This is a genomic window from Streptomyces sp. NPDC014870 (genome assembly GCF_043081505.1).
Taxonomy (GTDB): domain Bacteria; phylum Actinomycetota; class Actinomycetes; order Streptomycetales; family Streptomycetaceae; genus Streptomyces.
This window is the reverse complement of sequence record NZ_JBIBWQ010000012.1, coordinates 125356-147664: the sequence shown is the minus strand read 5'-3', so window position 1 is coordinate 147664 and position 22309 is coordinate 125356. Positions and strand designations below refer to the sequence as shown.

Genomic DNA, 22309 nt, shown 5'->3' with positions numbered 1-22309 from the left:
CCTCCCCAGCACGCCACCCCACCCCGCCAGGCTACAGGCCCCCCCCCCCCGGGGGCGGGGGGCCGCCCGCCGGGGGGGGGGGGGGCGCCGCCCCCCCCCCCCCCCCCCCCACGGCCGGGCGAAGACGGCCGGGCGACATCGGGGCGCTAGGACGCGTCCGAGGAGATCCGCGGGACACCCCGCAGCAGGGCCAGGACGAGGACCGCAGTCAGCAGGGCGAAGCCCGCGCTCAGCGCCGACGCCGACTGGAGCGCCGTGGTGAACGACTCCCTGGCCGTCGCCAGGAGCCCCGCGTCGCCGAGCGCCCCCGCCGCGCCCAGCGACTCCCGCGCCGCCGCCGGGGCGTCCGACGGGATGCCCGAGCGGTAGACCGCGACCGCCACGCTGCCGGTCACCGCGATGCCGAGGGCCAGGCCCAGGTCGTACGCCGTCTGGCCGGTCGCCGCCGCCGCGCCCGCCTTCTCCGGCGGAGCCGCGCCCACCGCGAGCGTCGTGCCCAGGACGCTGATCGGGGCGGCCCCGAACATGATCACCGCAAGACCCAGGGAGGCCACGGCCACCCCGGTGCCCAGGGCGACGGCCGCGTACCCGGTCAGCGACACCAGCACCCCGCCGGCCAGCACGTACGCGGGACGGAAGCGGCGGGCCAGCGGCGGGGTCAGCTGCGAGCCGGCGATCAGCCCCGCCGCCCCCGGCAGCAGCCACAGACCGGCCGCGAGCGGAGAGAGCCCCGCGACCGCCTGGAGGTACTGCGGAACCAGGTACTCCACCCCGTTGAGCGCGGTCATCCCGAGCAGCAGGGTGAGCAGCGCTCCGGTGAACGCCCTGCTGCGGAAGAGCCGGAGGTCGAGCAGCGGGGTGGCGAGCCGGTTCTGCCGGCGGACGAAGAGGGCCGTGAAGACGGCACCGGCGGCGAAGACGGCGCCCGTCCCGGCCGTCGGGCCGTGCGCGGCCAGCGACTTCACCCCGTACACCAGCGGCAGCACCGCGAGCAGGAAGAGCGCCACGCTCGCCAGGTCCAGCCGGCCAGGGCGCGGATCGCGGTACTCGGGGAGCAGGACGGGCGCCGTGACCAGCGCGACCAGCATGACCGGGAGCCCGATCAGGAACACCGACCCCCACCACCAGGACGCGAGGAGCACACCGCCGACGACCGGGCCGATCGCGAGGCCGACGGAGAGCGCGGTGACCCACATCGCGATCGCCGTGGCCCGCTGCCGGGCGTCCGCGAACATGTGGCTGATGAGCGCGAGCGTCGAGGGCAGGACGGCCGCCCCCGCCACGCCGAGCAGGGCACGGGCCGCGACCAGCGTCCCGGCGTTCGGCGCGTACGCGGCGAGCAGCGAGGCGAGCAGGAAGCCCGCCGAGCCCGCCATCAGGAGCCGCCGCGCAGGCGGACCGGTCGGTGCAGCGGCTCCTCAGGGGCGACCTGGCCGGGGCGGAGACGGACGCGTCCGCGTCGGCCGCGCTGTTCGAGCGGCTCGGCGACGCGTGGGGCGGGCTCTGGTCCGTCTATCCGCTGGCCACGGTGGCGGAGGTGCACGGCGCGTACGAGCGGGCCGCGCGGCTCAAGCAGGCCGGCCTGGAGACCGCCGAGGCCTTGGGGATCACGACCGAGGTGCCCGATCTGCTGTCGGGCCTCGGCCGGACCGCGCTCCTCATGGGCGACCTGGAGCAGGCCCGCGCCTACCACCGGGCGGGCCGGGAGAAGGCGATCGAGGTCGGCTTCCGGGCGGGCGAGATCAACGCGGTGCTCGGCCTGGGCCTCGGCGCGCGCCGCGAGGGCCTGCTCGACGAGGCCGAGTCGCACCTGCGGGAGGTCCTCGACTGGCACCGCCTCGTCGGGCTCGACGGCGCCAACGCGCTGATCCTCGCGGAACTGGGCTTCGTGGCGGAGCTGCGGGGCGACGGCGCGCGGGCGCTCGCCCTCCACGAGCAGGGGTACGCGACGGCCCTGACGACCGGGGACCCACGGGCCGTGGCGCTTGCCCTGGAAGGCCTGGCGGGAGCGGCGGCCCTGACCGGCCGCGCCGAGGCCGCGGCCCTCCTCCTGGGCACGGCGGCCGCCCTGCGCTCCTCCACGGGCGCACCGCTCCCGCCGGCGGAGCGGGCGGACGTGGACCGTGCGGAAGCCGCGGCCCGCCGCACCCTCGGCGACACCCCCTTCGAAGCCACCCACACCCAAGGCACGACCACCCCACCGGAGACAGCCGTGGCGCAGGCCCGAACCCTCTGACCGCTGCCTCTCGTCTGGGCAACTGAGCCTTTTTCAGGCTCTGTTCGCGCGATGAGTCGTACCGCGGCCGAGTTTCGGCTCGGCTAGGCTCAGTGGCATGGCTGTGCGGAAGGGAGTCGTCGCGTTCGCTGCGCTGCTGGGTGCCCTCTGTGGTGCGACGGCGACAGCGGGCGTGACGTTGGCTCTGGGCGAGAACGCGACTCCATCGGTGGATTCACGCGCGGAGGTTCCTTCGACGCGTGAGGAATCCGTCCGGCGATGGGAGGTCGCCTTGTCCAAGTCGGGAAAGTCTCTGCCGGCTGACGTGAACGAGATGACCGACCGAGAGATCTATGAAGCCATGTGGGCGGAGTGGCGGAAGTACGTCGTACCGGAGAAGCAGCCCAACCGCCTCGTCGATTGACCGCAACCGGTGACGGGTCCGCCCCGAGGAGGCCCCGTCACCGTGGGCGATCCTGGGATCAGACCCCGTTGGCCGTGTTGATCAATGCGGCCGCATGGCTTCCGTGTTCGGACGAGAACAGGTCATCACTGACACGCTGCATGGTGTCCCTGTCCATTTCGTAGTGACTACCCGTGCCCACGATGCGGGGATCGTTCGGACCCGCCTGGACCGCGTACGGTCCGCCACTCGCTCCCTGCCCCATGTCGCAGTCCAGCTTGATCCTGTCGTCGAAGGGGTTCAGAGGGCTTGCGTCCGTGGTGCCCCCCATGCAGTACATCTGGCGCGTGCCGTCGAGATCTGCGCGCTGGTAGCCCTGCATCGGATAGCCGATCGTGGCCGCCTGCGCGTAGTCCGTCGCGTTCTCTGCGAACAGATAGCCGAACGTCACCCCGACGGCGTCCAGCAGGGTGCCGTGACTGGGGTGCGAGTTGAGGACGATGGCGGCCATGTCGGCTTCGTCGCGGTCCCCGTCCTGAGTCCATGCCGTGGGGGCGAAACGGTGCGCGCCGGTCCACGACCCGAGAGGCTCGCTGCCGTTCCGTGACCCTGGAACGTACAGGAAGTGCTTCATCCAGCCGGCGTCACCTGAGCCGTCACCGAGGTGGACGCAGTGGCCGGCCGTCCAGACGGTGTTCTCGTTGGCCGAGGAGATGGATGCGGCGCTGCAATGGCTGGGCGTCCCGTCGGGCAAGAAGAATTTTCCCACAACCCGATCGGTGGGCGAGGCGGGAGTTTCCTGAGAGACCGAGACCGCCGCGGGCGGCTCGGCCGTGGTGCTCGCACGAGTCGGAAGGGTGCTCTCGCTGAAGCCCTGGGCAGGTGCCGAAGCGATCAGATCCTGCGGAGGAGCAACGCTTCCGGCGCTGCGCGTACGGCCGGGTCGCGCGGCAGGCGGCTCGGCAGGATTACGGAGAGCTTCCTTCAGGCGTGCCGAAGTCCATAAGCCGCGGATCTGATCGTCGGACAGCTCGTCCTTGTCGTCGTCGACGAAGGCGGCGGCAGACTCAGTGACGACCGGGGCCGCGGTGACCGTCGTGGGGGCCAGGAGGGCCAGTGCGGAGGCGGCAGCGGTTGCTGCGGCGAAGCGGAGAAGGCGCACGGAATCCCTTTCGTGGCGGTCGCTGTCGATCTACGTAGGGCATCGCACCATGCAGGCGTGGCATGTGCACCACACATTTCGGTCGGTCTTGGCGACGGGAAGATCGCCTGGCGACTGTCAGGGGCGTCCGCCCGTGTTGTCGAGCGGGAACGCGGCGCGACCGGAGAGCGGGGCGCGGGCCGGTAAGGACCCGCTCCCACCCCCACCCCTATACTCGCTCCATGTCCCTCTCCCTTCGGCGGGCCACCGCCGACGACTCGCGGCGGCTCAGCCGGCTCGTTCGGAAGTCCGGTGCCTACCGGGGTGACTACGCCGCCATGGTCGACGGCTACACCGTCGGAGGGGCCTACATCGAGCACCACCCCGTCTTCGTCGCCGTCGACGCCGACGACCGGGTCCTCGGGTTCTACGCCCTGCTCCTCGACGAGGCCGAGCTCGACCTCGCCTTCGTCGCCGACGAGGCGCAGGGGCGGGGCGTCGGGCGGGTGCTCATGGACCACATGCGGGAGCAGGCCAGGGCCGCCGGGCTCGGGTCCGTACGGGTCGTCGCGCATCCGCCCGCCGAGGAGTTCTACCTCCGTACCGGCGCCCGCCGCAGTGGCACCGTCGAGCCCGCGGGACGGATCCACTGGGCCCGCCCCGAGCTCCGGTACGACCTCGCGTGAGCGCCACCGACCAGGCCGACCGCCGCCGCGTCTTCGCCGACCTCACCCCGCTCCGTACCTCCGCGCACTACCGCCGCCTCTGGTTCGGCAACACCGTCTCCTGGGTCGGCCAGGGCATGACCGCGCTCGCGGTCTCCCTCCAGGTGTACGAGATCACCCGCTCGCCGTTCTCCGTCGGTCTCGTCGGTCTCTTCTCGCTCGTCCCGCTGATCGTCTTCGGGCTCTACGGCGGTGCGATCGCCGACACCGTCGACCGCCGCAAGCTCGGCCTCGCCAGCGCCACCGGCTCCGCCGTGCTCTCCGCCGCCCTCGCCACGGCCGCGTTCGCCGGCTTCCACCAGGTCTGGTTCCTGTACGCGATCGTGGCCCTGCAGTCGGTCTGCGCCGCGCTCAACTCGCCCGCCAGGACCTCGATGATCCCGCGCCTGCTCCCCACCGAGCAGCTGCGCGCCGCCAACGCGCTCAACTCGATGACGATGACCTTCGGCACCCTCGTCGGCCCCAGCCTCGGCGGGCTCATCGTCGGCGTCGGCGGATTCCAGACCGCGTACCTCATCGACGCCGTCGCCTTCTCCGCCGCGCTCTACGCGATGTGGCGGCTGCCGTCCATGCTCCCCGAACGGACCGGTACGAAGAGGGCGTCCGTCCTCGACGGGCTGCGCTTCCTCGCCACCCGGCCCAATCTGCGCATGACGTTCTTCTCGGACTTCTGCGCGATGATCCTCGCCCACCCCCGCGCCCTGTTCCCCGTCGTCGCCGTCCTCTGGTACGACGGCGACGCCACCACCACCGGCCTGCTCGCCGCCGCGCCCGCCGCGGGGGCGCTCCTCGGCGGGGTCCTCAGCGGCTGGCAGGGCCGCATCCGCCACCACGGCCAGGCGATCCTCCTCGCCGTCGCCTGCTGGGGCACCGCCATCGCCGTCTTCGGGCTCACCCGCGAACTCTGGCTCGGTCTTGTCCTGCTGGCGCTCGCCGGGTACTCCGACACCGTCTCCATGATCTTCCGCAACACGATGATGCAGGTCGCCGCCCCCGACGAGATGCGCGGCCGGCTGCAGGGCGTCTTCATCGTGGTCGTCGCGGGCGGTCCCCGGCTCGGTGACTTCCTCGCCGGTTCCGTCGCCGATCTGACCTCCCCGGCCGTCGCCATCACCGGGGGCGGTATCGCCTGTGTGCTCGCGATCGGGGCACTTGCCCTGTACGGGCAGGGTTTCCGCCGTTACGACGCGCTCAACCCGACTGCCTGACCTGGCGGTTGGCCGCCACGGCACATAGCCGCCAGGCCACGCCGTGTTCAACGGCCGTCCACCGGAACAGACTCCTCGCGGTACCCGGAGCCACCCCTTCCCCCGGGTGTCGAGGAGTCACGTCGATGATCAGACCTTCCGCAGGAGGAAGGGCCGGGCTGCTCGCCGCCGGCATCTCCCTGGTGCTGCTCGCCGCGGGGCAGACCGCCGCCGCCGGGCCGGCCACCGCCCCCGCCGTACCCGACACGTTCACGAACGCCGCCGCACGGAGCGCCACCGTCACGCTCGTCACCGGCGACCGGGTCACCGTCACCGAACTCGGCGGCGGGAAGAAGGCCGTCACCGTCGACCGGGCGCGGGGTGCCACCGGAGCCGTACGCAGCGAGATCGCGAACGGCCGTGTCACCGTCGTGCCCGACGAGGCCCGCCCCTACCTGGAGTCGGGCGTCCTGGACGAGCGGCTCTTCGACGTCAGCGGCCTCATCGAGCAGGGCATCACCGACGAACTCCCGCTGATCGTCACCCACGGCAAGGGCGCCCGCGCCGCCGCGCCGCGCGGCACCGAGACCGTCCGCGCCCTGCCGAGCATCGGCGGCGCGGCGGTCGAGGCGACCGACCCGGCCGCGTTCTGGCGCTCGTTCACCGCGACCGCGCCCCGCTCGGCGGCGGGCGGCGGCAGCAAGGTCTGGCTGGACGGCCGGGTCGAGGCCGCCATGGCCGAGTCCAACGCCCAGATCGGCACCCCCAAGGCCTGGGAGGCCGGGCTCACCGGCAAGGGCGTGAAGGTCGCCGTCCTCGACACCGGCGCCGACCTCGGCCACCCCGACCTCAAGGACCGGGTGGGCGAGTCCAAGTCGTTCATCGCGGGCGAGGAGGTCGCCGACCGCAACGGCCACGGCACGCATGTCGCCTCCACCGTCGGCGGCAGCGGGGCCGGTTCCGAGGGCAACAAGGAGCAGGGCGTCGCGCCCGGCGCGACCCTCGCCGTCGGCAAGGTCCTCAGCGACGAGGGCTTCGGCAGCGACTCCGAGATCATCGCCGGCATGGAGTGGGCCGCCAAGGACATCGACGCCAAGATCGTCTCGATGAGCCTCGGTTCGCGCGAGCCCAGCGACGGCACCGACCCGATGGCCCTGGCCGTCAACGCCCTGTCGGCCGAGACCGGCGCGCTCTTCGTCATCGCCGCGGGCAACAGCGGCGCCCCCGGCTCCATCGGCTCGCCCGGCGCCGCCGACTCCGCGCTGACCATCGGGGCCGTCGACTCCGCCGACCAGCCCGCGTACTTCACCAGCCAGGGACCGCGCTTCGGCGACCAGGCCCTCAAGCCGGACCTCTCCGCGCCCGGCGTCGACATCCTCGCCGCCCGCTCCCAACTGGTCTCCGGCTCGGGCCTCTACACCGCGATGAGCGGTACGTCGATGGCGACCCCGCACGTCGCCGGTGTCGCCGCGCTCCTCGCCGAGCAGCACCCCGACTGGACCGGCGGGCAGCTCAAGGACGCCCTGATGTCCTCGTCGAAGACGCTCGCCGACTCCGCGTACGCGCTCGGCGCGGGCCGGGTCGACGTGGCCGCCGCGATCACCGCGGACGTCACCGCCACCGGCTCCGCCGACCTGGGCTTCTTCTCCTGGCCGTACGAGGCGAACAAGCCGGTCACCAAGACCGTCACGTACACCAACCACTCCGACGCGGCCGTCGAGCTGAACCTCGCCGTCGAGGGGATGCCCACCGGCGTCGCGACCCTCGCCGCCGGCACCCTCACCGTCCCCGCCCACGGCACCGCGTCGACCACGGTCACCGGCGACGGCACCAAGGCCCCGGTCGGCAACGTCTCCGGCCGGATCGTCGCCTCCGCGGCGGGCGTGCCCGTCGCGCACACCGCGCTCGGCCTGGTGAAGGAGGAGGAGCGCTACACCCTCACCGTCCACGTCAAGGACCGTGACGGCGCCCCGACCCCGGCCTACCTCGGCGTGCAACGTCTCGCCGCGGCCGAGGACCCGTTCCCGGCCGCCGTCGGCGAGTCCGGCACGCTCGAACTGCGCCTGCGGCCCGGCACGTACACCGTCTCCTCCTTCCTCGACGTCCGCGGCTCCCACGGCAAGGACTCCCTCGGCCTCGGTTTCCTCACCGACCCGGAGATCGTCCTCGACCGGGACCGCGCGATCACCCTCGACGGACGGCAGCTCAAGGAGATCCGTGCCGAGGTCGAGCAGCGGACCGAGACCCGTCAGCTCCTGATGGAGTTCGACCGGGAGGCGAACGGCGCCTCCTACGGCGGGGCCGTCCAGCTGCCGATCAAGTACGACTCGATCTTCGCCGCCCCCACGCGCAAGCCCGCCACCGGCACCTTCGAGTACCGGACGGTCTGGCGCCTGGGCAAGCCGCTCCTTGAGGCGAGCGCCGACGGCCGTCGGCTCTCCGGCGCCACCGTCCAGCCGGGCACGACCATGCTGGAGGGCACCAGGCGGCTCGGGCTCGTCGACGTCGGCACCGGCACGGCCGCCGAGTACGCCGGCAAGGACGTGAAGGGCAGGGCCGTCCTGGTCCGCGCCGGGGCGCTCACCCCGGCCGCCGTCGCGCAGCTCGCCCAGGACGCGGGCGCCGCCTTCCTCTTCGTCACCGACGACGCCCCCGGCCGGCTCAACACCTGGTTCGGCACGGAGGCGTACGAGACACGGCCGCTGGCCGTCGCGACCGTCAACGCGGCCGACGGAGCCCGGCTCGCCGAGACCGCCGCGCGGAAGAAGTCGGTCGAGCTGACCGGAACCCGCTTCACCCCGTACGTCTACGACCTCTCCGAGGGACACCCCGGCGCGATCCCGTCCGACCTGGTCTTCCGGCCCGACGAGGACGAACTCGCCACCGTCCGCTCGACGTTCCACATGCCCACGGGCCGCAAGGAGGCCGGCGGCGAGTTCCGCTACTCGATCACCGACACCTTCCCCATCGGCTTCGGCTTCAAGGAGCACATCGCCTTCCCGGCCGAGCGCACCGAGTACGTCTCCACCGGGCGCGGCCAGGGCTGGCACGAGTCGGTCGACCTGGGTGACTCGCTCGAACAGCGCGCCGGGATCATCTCCTACCGGGGCGAATCCACCACGCACCGCGAGTGGTTCAAGCCGGTCTGGCACCCCTGGCTCGGCACCGGCCTCGGCTGGGGCCAGCAGCGGTCCGGCAACGACCTGCAGTTCAACACCCCCGGCTGGGGCGACTCGGGCCCGGACCACACCGGCTTCGGCAACGTGTGGAGCGACGACTCGATGACCCAGTTCACCGAGGTGTACGTCAACGGGACCCGGGTCGACCGCAGGATGAGCTCCGGCGCCTACGCGTGGGACGCCCCGGCGGAGGAGGCGACCTACAAGGTCGTCACCGACACCACCCTGGACCCGGCGCGCTGGCGGCTCTCCACCAAGGGCCACGCCGAGTGGACCTTCCGCTCCAAGGAGACCCCCGCCGACCGCTCGACCTTCCTCCCGCTGATCAACCTCGGCTTCGACGTCGACACCGACCTCAACGGCGATGTCAGGGGCGGCGGCCGGGTGGAGGTCGGGATCTCGGCCGAGTACGTCGAGGGCGCGACGACCGGCACCGGCCGGATCGGCGGCGGCACGCTGGACGTCAGCTACGACGACGGCAGGACGTGGCAGAAGGTCACGCTTCGGAAGTCCTGGCACGGCACGTCCTGGACCGGTGAGCTGCGGGTGCCGCGCGGCGCCGCGTACGTCTCGCTCCGGGCGGGCGCGTCGGACGACCGGGGCGGCGCGGTGAAGCAGGAGATCATCCGTGCGCTCGGCGTGAAGTAGCCCCCACCGTCCGGTAGCCGGACATCGGTGCCCGGCACGGCCTCCCGCCGTGCCGGGCACTTTTCATGCCGTGCTGCCCACGATCCCGCGCACCACGCCCAGGTCCACCAGGTCCTGCGGGCGCAGCCGGAGCTGGTCGGCGGTGACCGGGGCCCGGTCGGGGGAGCGCTTGAGGATGGCCGAGGCGAGTTCGGGCGCGATGACGGAGAAGTAGCCGTCGGGCGTGGTCCAGGTGTGGTCCCGCGCGGCCAGCGCCAGTGCCCCGCCCGAACCGCCCTCGCCGACCAGGAGCGAGGTCACCGGCACCCGGGCCTCGGCGACCGCGGTGAACGCCTCCGCGATGGCCGGGCCCGCCCCGGCCCGCTCCGCCTCGGCGTCGTTGGCGGCGCCCGGGGTGTCGATCAGGGTGAGCACGGGGATCCCGAGCCGGTCCGCGAGCCGGATCAGCCGGGCGGCGGTCCTGAACCCCGCGGGCCGGGTCGCCGAACCGTCCTGCGCCGCGTACGCGACCGTCCGGCCCTCGTGCAGCCCGAACCCGCACTCCACCCCGGCGTCCGCGCCACCGGCCCGGTCGCCGCGCACGGTCTCCCGGGTGCTGAAGTAGGCGTCCAGATAGGCCCCGGCGCGCGGCCGGCCCGCGTCCCTGGCGCGGACGACGGCCTCCCAGCCGGTGCCGGGCGGGGCGGCCTCGGCGAGCGCGCGGGGCGGGGGAGCGGGAGTGCCGTCGGGCCGGTCGCCGCCGGTCAGGAGCCGCAGCCACCGGCCGAGCGTCGCCCGCAGCGCCTCCGGGTCGACGAGCGCGTCCACGTGCCCGTGGGCGTACTGCCCCTCCGCCGTGTACGCGGCCGGGTCGGCGTCCGGCGGCCTGACCCGGGAGCCCGCGAAAGCCACCTGCGCGGAGCGGAGCGCGAGGACCACGTCCGCGCCCGCGCCGACGGTCGCCCAGCCGCCGCCGGTCGACGGGTCGCGCAGCACGGTGACATGGGGGAGGCCCGCGCGCCGCAGCCGTACCGTCGCCGCGGCCACGCGCTGCAGCTGGGTCAGGGCGATCATGCCCTCCTGCATCCGGCTCCCGCCCGTGGCCACGAGCGACACCAGCGGGACCCGGTCCGCGACGGCGGTGTCGTACGCGGCGACGAGCCGGTCACCGGCCGCCCGCCCGAGCGAGCCGCCCAGGAAGCCGAACTCGAAGGCCACCAGGACCACCGGACGGCCGCCGACCGTCGCCCTGCCGTGGAGGACGGACTCCTCCTCGCCGGTCCTCTCGGCCGCACGCGCGCGTGCCGCGTCGTAACCGGCCCAGCCGATCGGCCCGTCCGGCCCGGGCGGCGGCCCCTCCGGTGCCGGCGCGGGCAGGGCGACGAAGTCCTCGGCGACCAGTGCGACGACCTCGCGGGCCGCGGGCCGCTCAGTCACGGCCCGACTCCCCGAGAGCCGCGGGCAGCGCCTTCTTCAGGAGCTTGCCCATGTCGTTGCGGGGCAGCGCGCCGAGGAAGTGGACCGTGCGCGGGCGCTTGTGCGGGGCGAGGAGCCCGGCGACATGGTCCGCCAGCTCCTCGGCCGTCGGCGGCTTCTCCGGGTCCGCCGCCACCACCCAGGCCACGATCCGCTCCCCGAGATCCGGGTCCGGCTCACCGGTCACCGCCGCCTCCGCCACGGCCGGGTGGTCCAGGAGGGCGTTCTCTATCTCGCCCGCGCCGATCTTGTACCCGCCGCTCTTGATCAGGTCCGTGGCCTTGCGGCCCACGATCCGTACGTACCCGTCGGGTTCACGGACCGCCATGTCGCCGGTGCGGAACCATCCTCCGTCGAAGGCGGCGGCGGTCGCGTCCGGCCGGTTCAGATACGCGCTGAACAGGTTCGGGCCCTTCACCTGGATCTCCCCGACGCTCTCCCCGTCGTACGGCGCGGCCAGCTCCGTGCCGTCCTCCTCCACGAGCCTCAGCTCCACGTCCCGCAGCGGCAGCCCCACCGATCCCGGGCGCGGCGGGGAACCCACGGGCACGGCGGTGTTCATGAGCGTCTCGGTCATGCCGTACCGCTCGACCACCGTCCGGCCGGTCGCCGCCGAGATCCGCTCGTGGTCGTGGACCGGCAGCGCCGCCGAGCCCGACACGAGCAGGCGCGCCTCCGACAGCGCCCGGACGAGCGCCGGATCACCGTCGAGGGCGTCCGCGATCCGGTGGTACATCGTCGGTACGCCGAACAGCATCGTGCCGCCGCCCGCGCCCAGCTCCCTGGCCACGCCCTCGACCGAGAACGAGCCCAGATGGCGCACCGACCCGCCGCGCCGCAGCGGCCCGAGGATCCCCAGTATCAGTCCGTGCACGTGGAACAGCGGCAGCGCGTGCACGAGCACGTCGTCCGCCGTCCACGCCCAGGCCTCCTCAAGGGCGTCCAGCGAGGCGGCGACCGCCCGGCGGGAGAGGACGACGCCCTTGGGCGGGCCGGTGGTGCCGGAGGTGTAGACGATCAGGGCGGGGGACTCGGGATCGTCCGGAGCGCCGGATTCCACGGCCGGCCCCTGCCCGTGCGTGTCCACGTCGACCCGGGGCAGTGCGGCGAGGGCCGCGGGGAGGACGTCGTCCGCGCCCGCGAGGACGGCACCCGGGGTGGAGTCGCCGAGGATGTGCGCCAACTCCCGCTCGCCGGTGCGCGGGTTGACCGGAATCGCCGGAACGCCGGCCAGGAGCGCGGCCACCACCCCGACCGCCGTCCGGGACGTCGGGGTGGCCCAGACGGCGACCCGTCCCGCGCCCTCGATCCGTACCGCCAAGGCGCCTGCCGCCCGGCCCAGTTCCTCGTAGGTGAGCGTCTCGGCGCCGAAGCTCAGCGCCGGCCGGTCGGTCGGGTCCTTCAGGGCGGGGAACAGGGCGGTCACGGGTCGTCCTCCTCGCGTAGCGGGATGCCGAGAGGCATTCTGCCCACGTCTCAGGGGCGCGGCGCTGCGACCTTGCTCACCTCCGGTGCGCTGCCGCCGTCCTCCGCCGAGGGCGTGATCGTCCGCATCCGGCCGTACGCGTACACACAGCCCGCGAGCGCGAGGTCGGAGAGGAGCATGAAGCCGATCGAGTAGGAGTCCTTGGCGCTGTAGATGGCGCCCATCACCAGCGGCGGCACGAAGCCGCCGAGCCCGCCCATCGCCCCGACGATGCCGGTGACGCTGCCGACCTGCGGCTGCGGAGTGACCTGGGAGACGAGGGCGAAGACCGAGCCGCTCGCGGTGCCGAGCCCGGCGGCCATGCAGAGCAGGGCGATCGTCCCGCCCGGGTTCAGCGGCGGGTCGAAGGCCTGCACGATGGCGAACAGGGCGACGAAGCCGAGCGCGGCGGCCGTGACGAGCGCCGGGTGGATCCGGTCCGAGAGCCAGCCGCCGATGGGCCGGAAGAGGACGGTGACGAGGGCGAAACCGGCGGCCTTCGTCCCGGCGTCGGTCGGGTCGAGTTCGTACCAGGTCTTCAGATACGTCGGCAGGTACACACCGAACGCGACGATGCCGCCGAAGCCGATCGCGTACAGCGCCGACAGTTCCCAGGTCACCCGCAGCCTCCCGGCCCTGCCGAGCCGGGTCGCCAGGGAGGCCGTGGGGACCGGTCGGTCGGGGCGGTCGGTGATCAGGAACAGGGCGAGGACGGCGTACGCGGCGAGGGCGACGGCGACCACGACGAACGGCAGGTTCTCGCCGTGCTTGGCGATGCGCGGGGTGAAGTAGCCCGAGAGCGCCACACCGCCCATGCCCATGCCGAAGATCCCCAGCGCGAGGCCCCGCTTGGCGGGCGGGAACCAGGAGTTGACCAGCGGGATGCCGATCGCGAAGGTCGTGCCGCCGAGGCCGAGCAGGAAGCCGACGGCGAGCATCGCGCCGTACGAGTTCTTCGCCGGGATCAGCAGCAGGACGGGCACGATCGTCAGCGCCGACACCAGCGGGAACATCAGCTTGGCGCCGTACCGGTCGGTCAGCGCCCCGACCGGGATCCGGCCAAGCGAGCCGACCAGGACGGGGACGGCGACGAGCAGCGACTGCTCGAAGGAGCTGAGGCTCAGCCGGTCCCCGTACCAACTGGCCAGCGGCGCGACCAGGTCCCACGCCCAGAAGGTGAGCGCGAAACCGATCGTGGCCATGACCAGGTTCCGGTAGGCGGTGCCGGAGGGCTTCGCAAGGGTGTCCACCCGCTCAGTCAAGTGCGCGCGGCGGACCGGGGCCCGCCGGACTGGGCCGTACGGGGGTGGGTCGACGCACCGCTACGGCCAGGTCACCGTGGTCGGCGGGCGGCCGTCGTCGGTCACCGTCAGACGTGGTCCTTCCGGGCTCGCCGCCACCTCGACCCGGATCGCGGAGACGCCCGGCCTGCGGTGGGCCGCCGCGAGGGCTCCGCGCAGTGCGGCGAGCAGCGGCTCGGCGTCGGCGGGCTCGACGAGCGTGTCGACCGCGCCGGTGAAGTGCACGGAGGGCTGGAACCCGAGGAGCACCGCAGCGCCGCCCGTCTCGCGCAGCACCCGGCCCCGGAAGGTCGTCGGCGCGTCGGCGGGCGGCTGCTGGAGGGCGAAGATGGCCGTGCGCACCTCCTGGATGGTGGAGTCCAGCTCGTCCACCGCCCGCCCGAGCAGCGTGGAGTCCTCCGCGGAGTCGAGGTCGCCGCCCGCCGCGCCGCCCGCCGCGCCGCCGGCGGCACCGCCCGCCGTGGTGTCCGCCGCGCCGCCCGCCGCGCGGCGGCGCGTCGACTCCAGCATCATCTCGGTCGCGAAGAGCCGCTGGACCACGAGATCGTGCAGATCACGGGCGATCCGGTCGCGGTCCTCGTAGACCGCCAGCTGCTCCCGGTTGTGCTGCGCGTCCGCGAGGACGAGCGCGAGGGCCGCCTGGGAGGCGAACTGCGAGGCGAGCAGCCGCTCCACCGCCGTGTACGGGCGTCCGCCGAGGCGCCGGGGGAGCGCGAGCGTGCCGATGAGCCGCCCGCCGCTCTGCAGCGGCAGCATCATCGAGGGCCCGAACCGGGACCGTACGTGGGTCGTCATCCGGGGGTCGGTCGCCGAGTTGTCGACGAACACCGGCTCCCCGCCGAGGAGTTGTTCCAGGACCGGCGAGCCGGGCGCGATCGTCGTCCCCACCAGGTCGCCCGGATCGTCCAGGGTCGACGCCGCCACGATCTCCATCCCGCCCTCCGCGGTGGGCTGGAGGACGACCCCGGCCGAGGCGCCGGCGAGAAGCCGCGCCCGCTCGGCGACGGTCATCAGCGCGTTGGCCGCCGGCTCCCCGGCGAGCAGCGCCGTCGTCACCGCCGCGGCGCCCTCGATCCAGCGCTCGCGCTGCCGGACGGTCTCGTACAGCCGGGCGTTGCCGATCGCGATCCCGGCCTGCGAGGCGAGGACCCGCAGCATCGACTGGTCCCGCTCGGTGAAGGGACCTTCGCGCTTCTCGGTGAGGTAGAGATTGCCGAACACCTCGGTGTGGACGCGGATCGGGACCCCGAGGAAGGAGTGCATCGCGGGGTGGCCCTCGGGCATCCCGCCGGAGCGCGGATCGGCGGTCAGATCGTCCAGGCGCAGCGGCTGCGGGTCCTCGATGAGCACCCCGAGGAGACCACTGCGCCCGTCCGGGAGACGGGGGATCCGCTCCCGCTCGGCGTCCGTCATGCCGGAGGTGAACAGCTCGGTGAGCCGTCCGCGCTCGGGGTCCACGACCCCGAGCGCCCCGTAGCGCGCGCCGATCAGCTCGGTCGCGGACTCCACGATGTGCTGGAGCGTGGCCCGTAGTTCGAGTTCGGTGCCGACGCTCAGGACGGCCTGGAGCAGCATCGGCAGCCGGGGCGCCGCCTCCCCGCCGTCGTGATCGTCCCGGTCGGCCTCGTCCATCAGTGCCATGGGAGCATTGTCATACGAAACGGGTGATCGGGACGATCATTCCGCTTCGGCCAGCGGGTCGAGGACCATCGGCTGGATCTTGCCCTCCAGCATCGAGCCGAGCCCCAGGATCGCGCACACGTCCGGCCGTTCGGCGATGTGCACCGGCATCCCGGTCGCCTCGCGCAGCATCTGGTCGAGGCCGGGGAGCAGCGCGCTGCCGCCGACCATCATGATCCCGCGCTCGGCGAGGTCGGCCACCAGGTCGGGCGGGCAGTCGCGCAGGATCTTGCCGATGCCGTCGAGGACGGCGGTCAGCGGCGTGTGGATCGCCTGGCGCACGGCGGCGGTGTCGACGGTCACCGAGCGGGCGAGGCCGGTGGCGACGTCCCGGCCGTGGATCTCGGTGTAGCTCGGCCCCTGGAGGGTCAGGCCGTTGCCGCTGAGGGCGAGTTGCAGCGGCCGGACCGACTGGCTGGGCAGCATCAGCTCGTGCTGGTGGCGCAGGTGCTGGATGACCGCGTGGTCGATCGCGTTACCGCCCACCGGGATCCGCTCGGCGGTCACGATCGACCCCAGCGAGAGCACGGCGACCTGGGTGGTGGCCGCCCCGCAGACCATGATCATGGTGGCGGTGGGCTGCTCGACGGGGAGTCCGCAGCCCACGGCCGCGGCGATCAGGGTGTCGACCAGCTCGACCCGGCGGGCGCCGAGACCGACGAGGGTCTCCACGGCCGCGCGCTGAGCGAGCGGGTCGCTGTCGTGCGGGGTGCAGGCGGCGGCGCGCAGCCGGGGCTTGCGGCGCAGCTGGCGGCGGAGCTTCTCGCCGAGGAGGTGCCGGAGCATCCGCTGGGCCATGTCGATGTCGACGACGGTGCCGCCGGACACGGGCCGGGCGACCCGGATGTAGTCGGGGGTCCGGCCGGTCATCTTCTCCGCCAGCGCGCCGACGGCGATCAGCGCGCCGGTACGGGTGTTCACGGCGGCGACACTGGGCTCGTCGACGACGAGCCCGGCGCCCTTGACGAAGACCCGGGTCCGGGCGGCGCCCAGGTCGACGGCGACATGGCAACGACGCAGCTGCTCAAGGCTGACGGTCACGGCGGATCCTCCGGAGTGCGGTGCTGGCACGGGGCGAGGTGCGAGGTGTTTCGGCGTTCTGTTCGCATCGTGCGACCGGCTCCGGCGTGGCGCGCGCTGGGATGCGCCGCCCGGGGGTATAGGGGGTGTCCCGCCGGTCCCTCCGGGCTCGCGGCGCGCGCCCCGGGGACCCTGACACGGGGTCAGAGCAGGCGCTGGAACAGACCCCAGGTGAACTCGGCGGCGCCAGGCCCGCCGTCGGGGAGGGTGAAGTCCAGGCGCAGCCGGGTCGGCGCGCTGCCGTCGCGCGCCCGGGCCGGCGGGAAGGCGTTGCCGACCTCGGCGAGGGTGCAGCCCCAGGGCCGTAGATCCGCCTCCGTGCGCAGCTCGGGGGTGGGGGCGCCGGGTGCGCGGACCAGGCCGCGGCCCCAGACGTCCGGCGCGGTCCGGCGGCCGAGCGGGCCCGCGAGGACCTCCCAGCGCAGCTCGGGCCAGAGCGGCAGCTCCCACTGGAGCAGCTCGGAGTCGTACTGCTCCACCCGGCGGCGCGCCACGGGCTCACCGAGCGCGGCCCGGTAGCGGGCCAGCTCGCCCGGCCCGCGACGGGCGTGCGCCCAGGCCTGCCAGCGCCGGTTGGCCTCGCGCATCGTCGTCCGCGTCGCGCCGAGCGCCCGGACGGCGTCCTCGACGAGATCCGGCTGGTGGTCGGCCATCCGGCGGAGCAGGACGAGCTGGAACTCGGTGGGACCGAACGGCTCGGACGACGTCATGCGACCATCCTGCCCGAAGCGGGAGAATCGCGACGACACGCCGCCGACCTGGGGTTTCCTCACAGGATCCTCACGTTCCCGCCTACCTGTGGGGACCTGCCGACACATACTCTGCGGCAGCCATGGACTACTGCCATCAGTGCCGACGGCATCTCAACGGCGCCCTCGCCTGTGCGGGGTGCGGTACCCCCGTGGAGGAGCTGCGGTACGAGACCCCCCGCCCGACCGAGTACGCGGCCGAGGCCGAGCACGTCTACGAACTGGACGTCGTCGAGCCTCCGCGCCCCGCCTCGGGAGGCCGGCGTGCGACCAGACGGGGAGCCGTGGCGCCCGCCGCATCCGGCCGGGCGGCCTCGCGCAAGGGGCGCAGGGCCCGCAGCCGCAAGGGGCGAAACGTTCTGGTGGGCTCGCTCGGGCTGCTGCTCGCGGTCGGTGGGCTGAGCCTGACGAAGGTGGCGCTCGACCCTCCGGACGAAGGGGGCGCCGCCACCGCGGTCCAGGAGGAGGAGGTCGTGGAGACCTCGCTCCCGCCCGTGCCGTCGGAGACCGTCCGGCCGACGGGGACCAAGGGCCCGGTCCGGGTGACGGCCTCGGCCTCCCCGGTGGACGCGAGCACGCCTGCGCAGGGGCACACGGGGATACCCGGCGGGAGCTCCGGCGGCTCGGGCTCCGGAGGCGGGACCGGCTCCGGGGACGGCGACGGGTCGGGGAGCGTGGCCGGGACCGGCCAGGGTTCGGACGGCGGTCAGGGCGGTCCGACGAGCGAGGCGCCGACGGGTTCGCCGTCCGCGTCCCAGCCCGGTGCCACACCGACGCCCGGCGCCAGCGGCAGCCCGACGGCGACCCCCGGTTCACCGGCGCCCACCACGCCGACGCCGACGCCGAGCCCCACGCGGAGTTGCTGGCTCTTCATCTGCTGGTAGCGCCCGGCGCCGCGGGCCGTCAGGCCCCGTCCTCGCCCAGCATCCGCTTCAGCAGGTCCCGCAGCAGCGTGCGCTCGACGTCCGTGAGCTGCCCGAGCGGCTCGCGCGCGAAGTCCAGTGAGTCCCGCAGGCGGCGGGCGGTGTCGAGGCCCTCGGGCGTGGGCGCGGCCAGCTTGACGCGGCGGTCGGCCGGGTCGGGGCGGCGCTCCACCAGGCCGCGCGCTTCGAGGCGGTCGACGATCCCCGTCACGTTCGACGGCTCGCACTTCAGCTTTTCGGCGATCTTCCGCATCGCGACCGGCTCCAGCGACAGCAGGCCGAGGACCCGGGCCTGCGCGCCGGTGAGGGCGTGCTCCGAGGCCGCCTGCTCGTACTCCTCGTGGTACCGCGCCACGACCGTGCCGATCAGGTCGACGACTTCGACGGTCAGGGGGTCTGTGCGTGGGGTGGCCATGGGCACCATCGTACCCAGATACTTGACAACATGAAATATCCAGGGGCATGGTTGTTTCAGGTAGTGAAGTAATTTTCGTTCCAGGAGGCAGAGCCGATGTCCGTACTTCCCGCGTCCAGCCGTGAGTGGCACCTCGTCGCCCGCCCGCAGGGCTGGCCCACCCCCGCGGACTTCGCGCTCCGTGAGACCCCCGTCGCCGCGCCCGCCGAGGGTCGGATCCTGGTCAGGAACCTGCACTTCTCCGTCGACCCGTACATGCGGGGCCGGATGAACGACGTGAAGTCGTACGTCCCGCCGTTCAAGCTGGACCACCCCATGGACGGCGGCGCGGTGGGCGAGGTCGTCGCGTCGAACGCGGAGGGCTTCGCCGTCGGCGACCACGTCCTGCACGGCCTCGGCTGGCGCGAGTACGCCGACGTGCCGGCGCACCACGCGACCAAGGTCGACCCCGACCTGGCCCCGCTCTCCACCTACCTCGGCGTGCTCGGCATGACGGGCCTGACGGCCTACGCCGGCCTCTTCGAGACGGCCTCCTTCAAGGAGGGCGACGTGGTCTTCGTCTCCGGCGCGGCCGGTGCCGTCGGCAGCCAGGTCGGTCAGATGGCGAAGCTCAAGGGCGCCTCCCGGGTCATCGGCTCGGCCGGCTCCGACGAGAAGGTCAAGCTGCTCGTCGAGGAGTACGGCTTCGACGCCGCCTTCAACTACAAGAACGGCCCGGTCAAGGACCAGCTCCGCGAGGCCGCCCCGGACGGCATCGACGTCTACTTCGACAACGTCGGCGGCGACCACCTCGAAGCCGCGATCTCCTCGCTCAACGTGCACGGCCGCGCCACCATCTGCGGCATGATCGCGCAGTACAACGACACCGAGCCGGTCCCCGGCCCGCGCAACATGGCCATGATCATCGGCAAGCGGCTGCGCCTGCAGGGTGTCCTCGTCGGCGACCACTACGGCCTGCAGCCGCAGTTCGTCCAGGAGGTCGGCGGCTGGCTGCGCTCCGGCGAGCTGAAGTACGACGAGACCGTCGTCGAGGGCATCGAGAACGGTGCGGAGGCCTTCCTCGGACTGCTCCGCGGGGAGAACACCGGAAAGATGATCGTTTCGCTGACCCGTTAGTCTTCCCTCAGCCGTCGCGATCGTGGGCGCGAGTCGCGGCGAACCAGCAGAAGGAAGCATCAGATGTCCATCCAGCAGTCCGACGTCCTGTACACCGCCGTCGCCACCGCCGAGAACGGGCGGGACGGCCGGGTCGCGACCGACGACGGCCAGCTCGACGTCGTCGTGAACCCGCCGAAGGCCATGGGCGGCTCGGGCGCGGGCACCAACCCCGAGCAGCTCTTCGCCGCCGGTTACAGCGCCTGCTTCCAGGGCGCCCTCGGCGTCGTCGCGCGCAACGAGAACGCCGACATCTCGGGCTCGACGGTCACCGCCGAGGTCGGCATCGGCAAGAACGACGACGGCTTCGGCATCATCGTCAAGATCTCGGCGACCATCCCGAACGTGGACGCCGAGACCGCGAAGAGCCTGATCGAGAAGGCCCACCAGGTCTGCCCGTACTCCAAGGCGACCCGCGGGAACATCACGGTCGAGCTGGCCGTCTGAGTTACGCGTAACCTGAAGTGGGCCGCACCCCGACCGACCGGGGTGCGGCCCGCTGCGTACGGGCCCCCGCGAGGCCGCCCGATAGAGTGATCGACATGCGAGATTTCGGGGCCGGGTTCGGATATCTGGTACGGGGGCAGAAGTGGGTCGGCCAACACGGCCGGTGGCTCGGGTTCGGGCTGCTGCCCGGGCTCGTCACCCTCGTGCTGTACGTGGGCGCGCTCATCGGCCTCGGCTACGGAGCCGACGACCTGACCGCCTGGGCGACGCCGTTCGCCGACGACTGGACCTCGCCCTGGCAGGGCCTCTTCCGCGGGTTCCTGACCGGCCTCGTCTTCGCCTTCGGGCTCTTCCTCGCGGTCATCACCTTCACCGCCGTGACCCTGCTCGTCGGCCAGCCCTTCTACGAATCGCTCTCCGAGCAGGTCGACCGCACCGAGGGCGGCGACGTCCCCGAGTCGGGCCTGCCGCTCTGGCGCGAACTGTGGATCTCCGCCCGTGACAGCCTGCGCGTGCTCGCCCGGGTCGCCCTCTACGGCATCCTGCTCTTCGCCTGCGGCTTCATCCCCGTCGTCGGGCAGACCGTCGTCCCCGTCATCGGATTCTGCGTCTCCGGCTTCTTCCTCGCCCACGAGCTGACGTCCGTGGCCCTCCAGCGCCGGGGCGTCGAGTTGAAGGAGCGCCTCCGGATGCTCCGGGGCCGCCGGATGCTCACGCTGGGCTTCGGTGTCCCGCTGGTCCTCTCGTTCCTGGTCCCGCTCGTCGCCGTGTTCCTGATGCCGGGCGCCGTCGCGGGCGCGACGCTGATGGCCCGCGAGCTGGGCGGCGAGACGGGGGCGGACGCGGAGAAGACCCCCGCGCCGCCCGTCAGCAGTGCGACGCCGAAGTGGACGTGACCGGGGCGCACGCGGTGGTGCCCGCGGGCCGCACGGGGTGGGCGTGCGGCCGGTCGGCGCCGCCCGGGGGCCTGCCGTGGCCGGCCGCGAACTCGGCGTGGCCGTGGCGCACCTGCTCCTCGCGCTGGGCGGCGTAGTCGGCGAGCCGGTCCACCACGCCGCCCCCCGCCGCGTCCCACGAGGCGCCGAGTTCGACGGCGTCCTCCAGCACGTCGTGGATGCCCGAGGCGGCAAGGAGCCGCGCCGGGTGCGCCGAGTCGCCGACGAGAGCGACCCTGCCGCGCGCCCAGCCCAGGGGCGTCCGCCGCCTGGGCGCGGTCCACGCGCGCCAGTGCCGGCCTGTCGTCAGCAGGTTGCGGGCCGCGTACCCGATCTCCGGAAACGCCGCGAGCACCTGCTCCAGGTCCACCCGGTCCCCGAGCAGCTCGCCACCGGCGTGGTGGTGCCGGGTGGCGGAGACGCTCAGATACGCGTCGTCGGGCAGGGGGTGATGGGAGATGTGCCATTGCCTGCCCACCCAGCACGTCGTCGCCCGGTCCTGCCAGCGGTCGGGGACCAGCTCCATCGGGACGACGGTGCGGTAGACCGCGAGGTGTCCCTCCGGGGCGCCCGCCGCCCACTCCGGACGGTGGTGGGCGAGGGAGTGGGAACCGTCCGCGAGGACCAGCGCGTCTCCGGTGAGCGACCGTCCGTCGGCGAGCCCGACGGTCACGGACCCGGCGTGCTCGGTGTAGTCGACCACGCGGCTGTCCGTGCGCAGGTGCACCGAGTCCAGTTCCCAGCAGGCTTCGAGCAGCGGCTCGTGCACATCGAGGCGGTGCGCCGTCGCGTGGGTCGGGCAGGCCCCCCGGCGGCAGGCGGGCAGCGCGACCGAGGAGACCAGCTCTCCGGTCGAGCCGTCCCTGACGTGGAACGCGTCGATCGTCAGCGACCGTTCCCGTACGGCGTCCCCGACCCCCAGCCGGTCCAGGAGCTGGAAGGCGTGCGGCGCCAGGCTGATCCCCGTCCCGCTCTCGGCGAAGAGCGGCCGCTGCTCGAGGACGAGCACCTCGTGGCCCCGTCTCCCCAGAGCCACGGCGGTGGCCAGACCGCTGATGCCGCCGCCGGCAACCAGAATTCGCATGGCGCGATCATGCGCCTCGGACGGCCGCCGGAGCGACGTCGGCAGGGCGCCTGTGTCAGATCTCCGCGGCGAGATGACACAGGCCGAAGATGGATGTTTAGTCAACGCGGTGTCCATTTTGT

Annotated in this window: 18 protein-coding genes and 1 pseudogene; 9 read left to right on the top strand and 10 right to left on the bottom strand. The window is 73.3% G+C overall.

Features of this window, described 5'->3' with window-relative positions; translation table 11 throughout:
• Positions 1–146: 146 nt before the first annotated feature.
• Positions 147–1388, bottom strand: a pseudogene (locus ACF09C_RS30925) (MFS transporter); the annotation flags it as partial.
• 17 nt (positions 1389–1405) lie between these two features.
• Between ACF09C_RS30925 and ACF09C_RS30920 the strand changes: the two are divergent.
• Positions 1406–2236 (top strand): tetratricopeptide repeat protein, encoded by an 831-nt coding sequence (locus ACF09C_RS30920; RefSeq protein ID WP_392096284.1) that lies wholly within the window; start codon positions 1406–1408, stop codon positions 2234–2236.
• 97 nt (positions 2237–2333) lie between these two features.
• Positions 2334–2639, top strand: a complete 306-nt coding sequence (locus ACF09C_RS30915) for a hypothetical protein (protein ID WP_392096283.1) — start codon at positions 2334–2336, stop codon at positions 2637–2639.
• Between the two features lie 58 nt (positions 2640–2697).
• Here the strand turns inward: ACF09C_RS30915 and ACF09C_RS30910 are convergent, their stop codons facing one another.
• Entirely contained in the window at positions 2698–3780 is a 1083-nt protein-coding gene (locus tag ACF09C_RS30910; RefSeq protein ID WP_392096281.1) for a trypsin-like serine peptidase, read from the bottom strand.
• Positions 3781–4001: 221 nt separating this feature from the next.
• Here ACF09C_RS30910 and ACF09C_RS30905 point away from each other — a divergent pair, with 221 nt between their 5' ends.
• The 3 genes from ACF09C_RS30905 to ACF09C_RS30895 all read left to right on the top strand — a co-directional run bounded on the left by ACF09C_RS30905 (position 4002) and on the right by ACF09C_RS30895 (position 9498).
• A complete protein-coding gene (locus tag ACF09C_RS30905) occupies positions 4002–4445 on the top strand; it encodes a GNAT family N-acetyltransferase (protein WP_392096279.1) in 444 nt (147 codons plus the stop codon).
• The gene (locus ACF09C_RS30900) at positions 4442–5692 is read left to right on the top strand and encodes an MFS transporter (RefSeq protein ID WP_392096277.1); all 1251 of its coding nucleotides are present in this window, start codon (positions 4442–4444) and stop codon (positions 5690–5692) included. The genes ACF09C_RS30905 and ACF09C_RS30900 overlap by 4 nt, the downstream gene beginning before the upstream one ends.
• A gap of 125 nt (positions 5693–5817) precedes the next feature.
• Positions 5818–9498, top strand: a complete 3681-nt coding sequence (locus tag ACF09C_RS30895) for a S8 family serine peptidase (protein ID WP_392096275.1) — start codon at positions 5818–5820, stop codon at positions 9496–9498.
• A gap of 63 nt (positions 9499–9561) precedes the next feature.
• On the opposite strand, the gene ACF09C_RS30890 is transcribed toward ACF09C_RS30895, so the two are convergent.
• The 6 genes from ACF09C_RS30890 to ACF09C_RS30865 all read right to left on the bottom strand — a co-directional run bounded on the left by ACF09C_RS30890 (position 9562) and on the right by ACF09C_RS30865 (position 17189).
• The gene (locus tag ACF09C_RS30890) at positions 9562–10914 is read right to left on the bottom strand and encodes a carboxyl transferase domain-containing protein (protein WP_392096274.1); all 1353 of its coding nucleotides are present in this window, start codon (positions 10912–10914) and stop codon (positions 9562–9564) included.
• Positions 10907–12379, bottom strand: coding sequence for an acyl-CoA synthetase (locus ACF09C_RS30885; protein ID WP_392096272.1), 1473 nt, complete (start codon positions 12377–12379; stop codon positions 10907–10909). Before ACF09C_RS30885 ends, ACF09C_RS30890 begins: the two co-directional genes overlap by 8 nt.
• 50 nt (positions 12380–12429) lie before the next feature.
• A complete protein-coding gene (locus tag ACF09C_RS30880) occupies positions 12430–13620 on the bottom strand; it encodes a nitrate/nitrite transporter (protein ID WP_392096542.1) in 1191 nt (396 codons plus the stop codon).
• Between the two features lie 120 nt (positions 13621–13740).
• Complete coding sequence (locus ACF09C_RS30875) at positions 13741–15360, bottom strand: GAF domain-containing protein (RefSeq protein ID WP_392096270.1); 1620 nt, start codon at positions 15358–15360, stop codon at positions 13741–13743.
• A 36-nt stretch (positions 15361–15396) separates the two neighbouring features.
• Positions 15397–16440 carry a rod shape-determining protein gene (locus tag ACF09C_RS30870; protein WP_392096268.1) on the bottom strand — a complete coding sequence of 348 codons (1044 nt, stop codon included), beginning with the start codon at positions 16438–16440 and terminating at the stop codon, positions 15397–15399.
• 182 nt (positions 16441–16622) lie between these two features.
• Positions 16623–17189 carry a hypothetical protein gene (locus ACF09C_RS30865; RefSeq protein WP_392096267.1) on the bottom strand — a complete coding sequence of 189 codons (567 nt, stop codon included), beginning with the start codon at positions 17187–17189 and terminating at the stop codon, positions 16623–16625.
• Between the two features lie 122 nt (positions 17190–17311).
• Here ACF09C_RS30865 and ACF09C_RS30860 point away from each other — a divergent pair, with 122 nt between their 5' ends.
• Positions 17312–18112, top strand: coding sequence for a hypothetical protein (locus ACF09C_RS30860; protein WP_392096265.1), 801 nt, complete (start codon positions 17312–17314; stop codon positions 18110–18112).
• 19 nt (positions 18113–18131) lie between these two features.
• On the opposite strand, the gene ACF09C_RS30855 is transcribed toward ACF09C_RS30860, so the two are convergent.
• Entirely contained in the window at positions 18132–18566 is a 435-nt protein-coding gene (locus tag ACF09C_RS30855; protein WP_392096263.1) for a MarR family winged helix-turn-helix transcriptional regulator, read from the bottom strand.
• Between the two features lie 96 nt (positions 18567–18662).
• On the opposite strand from ACF09C_RS30855, the gene ACF09C_RS30850 reads away from it, so the two are divergent.
• From ACF09C_RS30850 to ACF09C_RS30840, 3 genes are all read left to right on the top strand, one after another.
• Positions 18663–19682, top strand: coding sequence for an NADP-dependent oxidoreductase (locus tag ACF09C_RS30850; RefSeq protein WP_392096261.1), 1020 nt, complete (start codon positions 18663–18665; stop codon positions 19680–19682).
• A gap of 63 nt (positions 19683–19745) precedes the next feature.
• Positions 19746–20168 (top strand): organic hydroperoxide resistance protein, encoded by a 423-nt coding sequence (locus ACF09C_RS30845; protein WP_329855312.1) that lies wholly within the window; start codon positions 19746–19748, stop codon positions 20166–20168.
• A gap of 95 nt (positions 20169–20263) precedes the next feature.
• Positions 20264–21064, top strand: a complete 801-nt coding sequence (locus tag ACF09C_RS30840) for an EI24 domain-containing protein (protein ID WP_392096259.1) — start codon at positions 20264–20266, stop codon at positions 21062–21064.
• Here ACF09C_RS30840 and ACF09C_RS30835 read toward each other — a convergent pair.
• A complete protein-coding gene (locus tag ACF09C_RS30835; protein ID WP_392096257.1) occupies positions 21036–22187 on the bottom strand; it encodes an FAD-dependent oxidoreductase in 1152 nt (383 codons plus the stop codon). The two genes, ACF09C_RS30840 and ACF09C_RS30835, sit on opposite strands and share 29 nt — an antisense overlap.
• Positions 22188–22309: the final 122 nt, after the last annotated feature.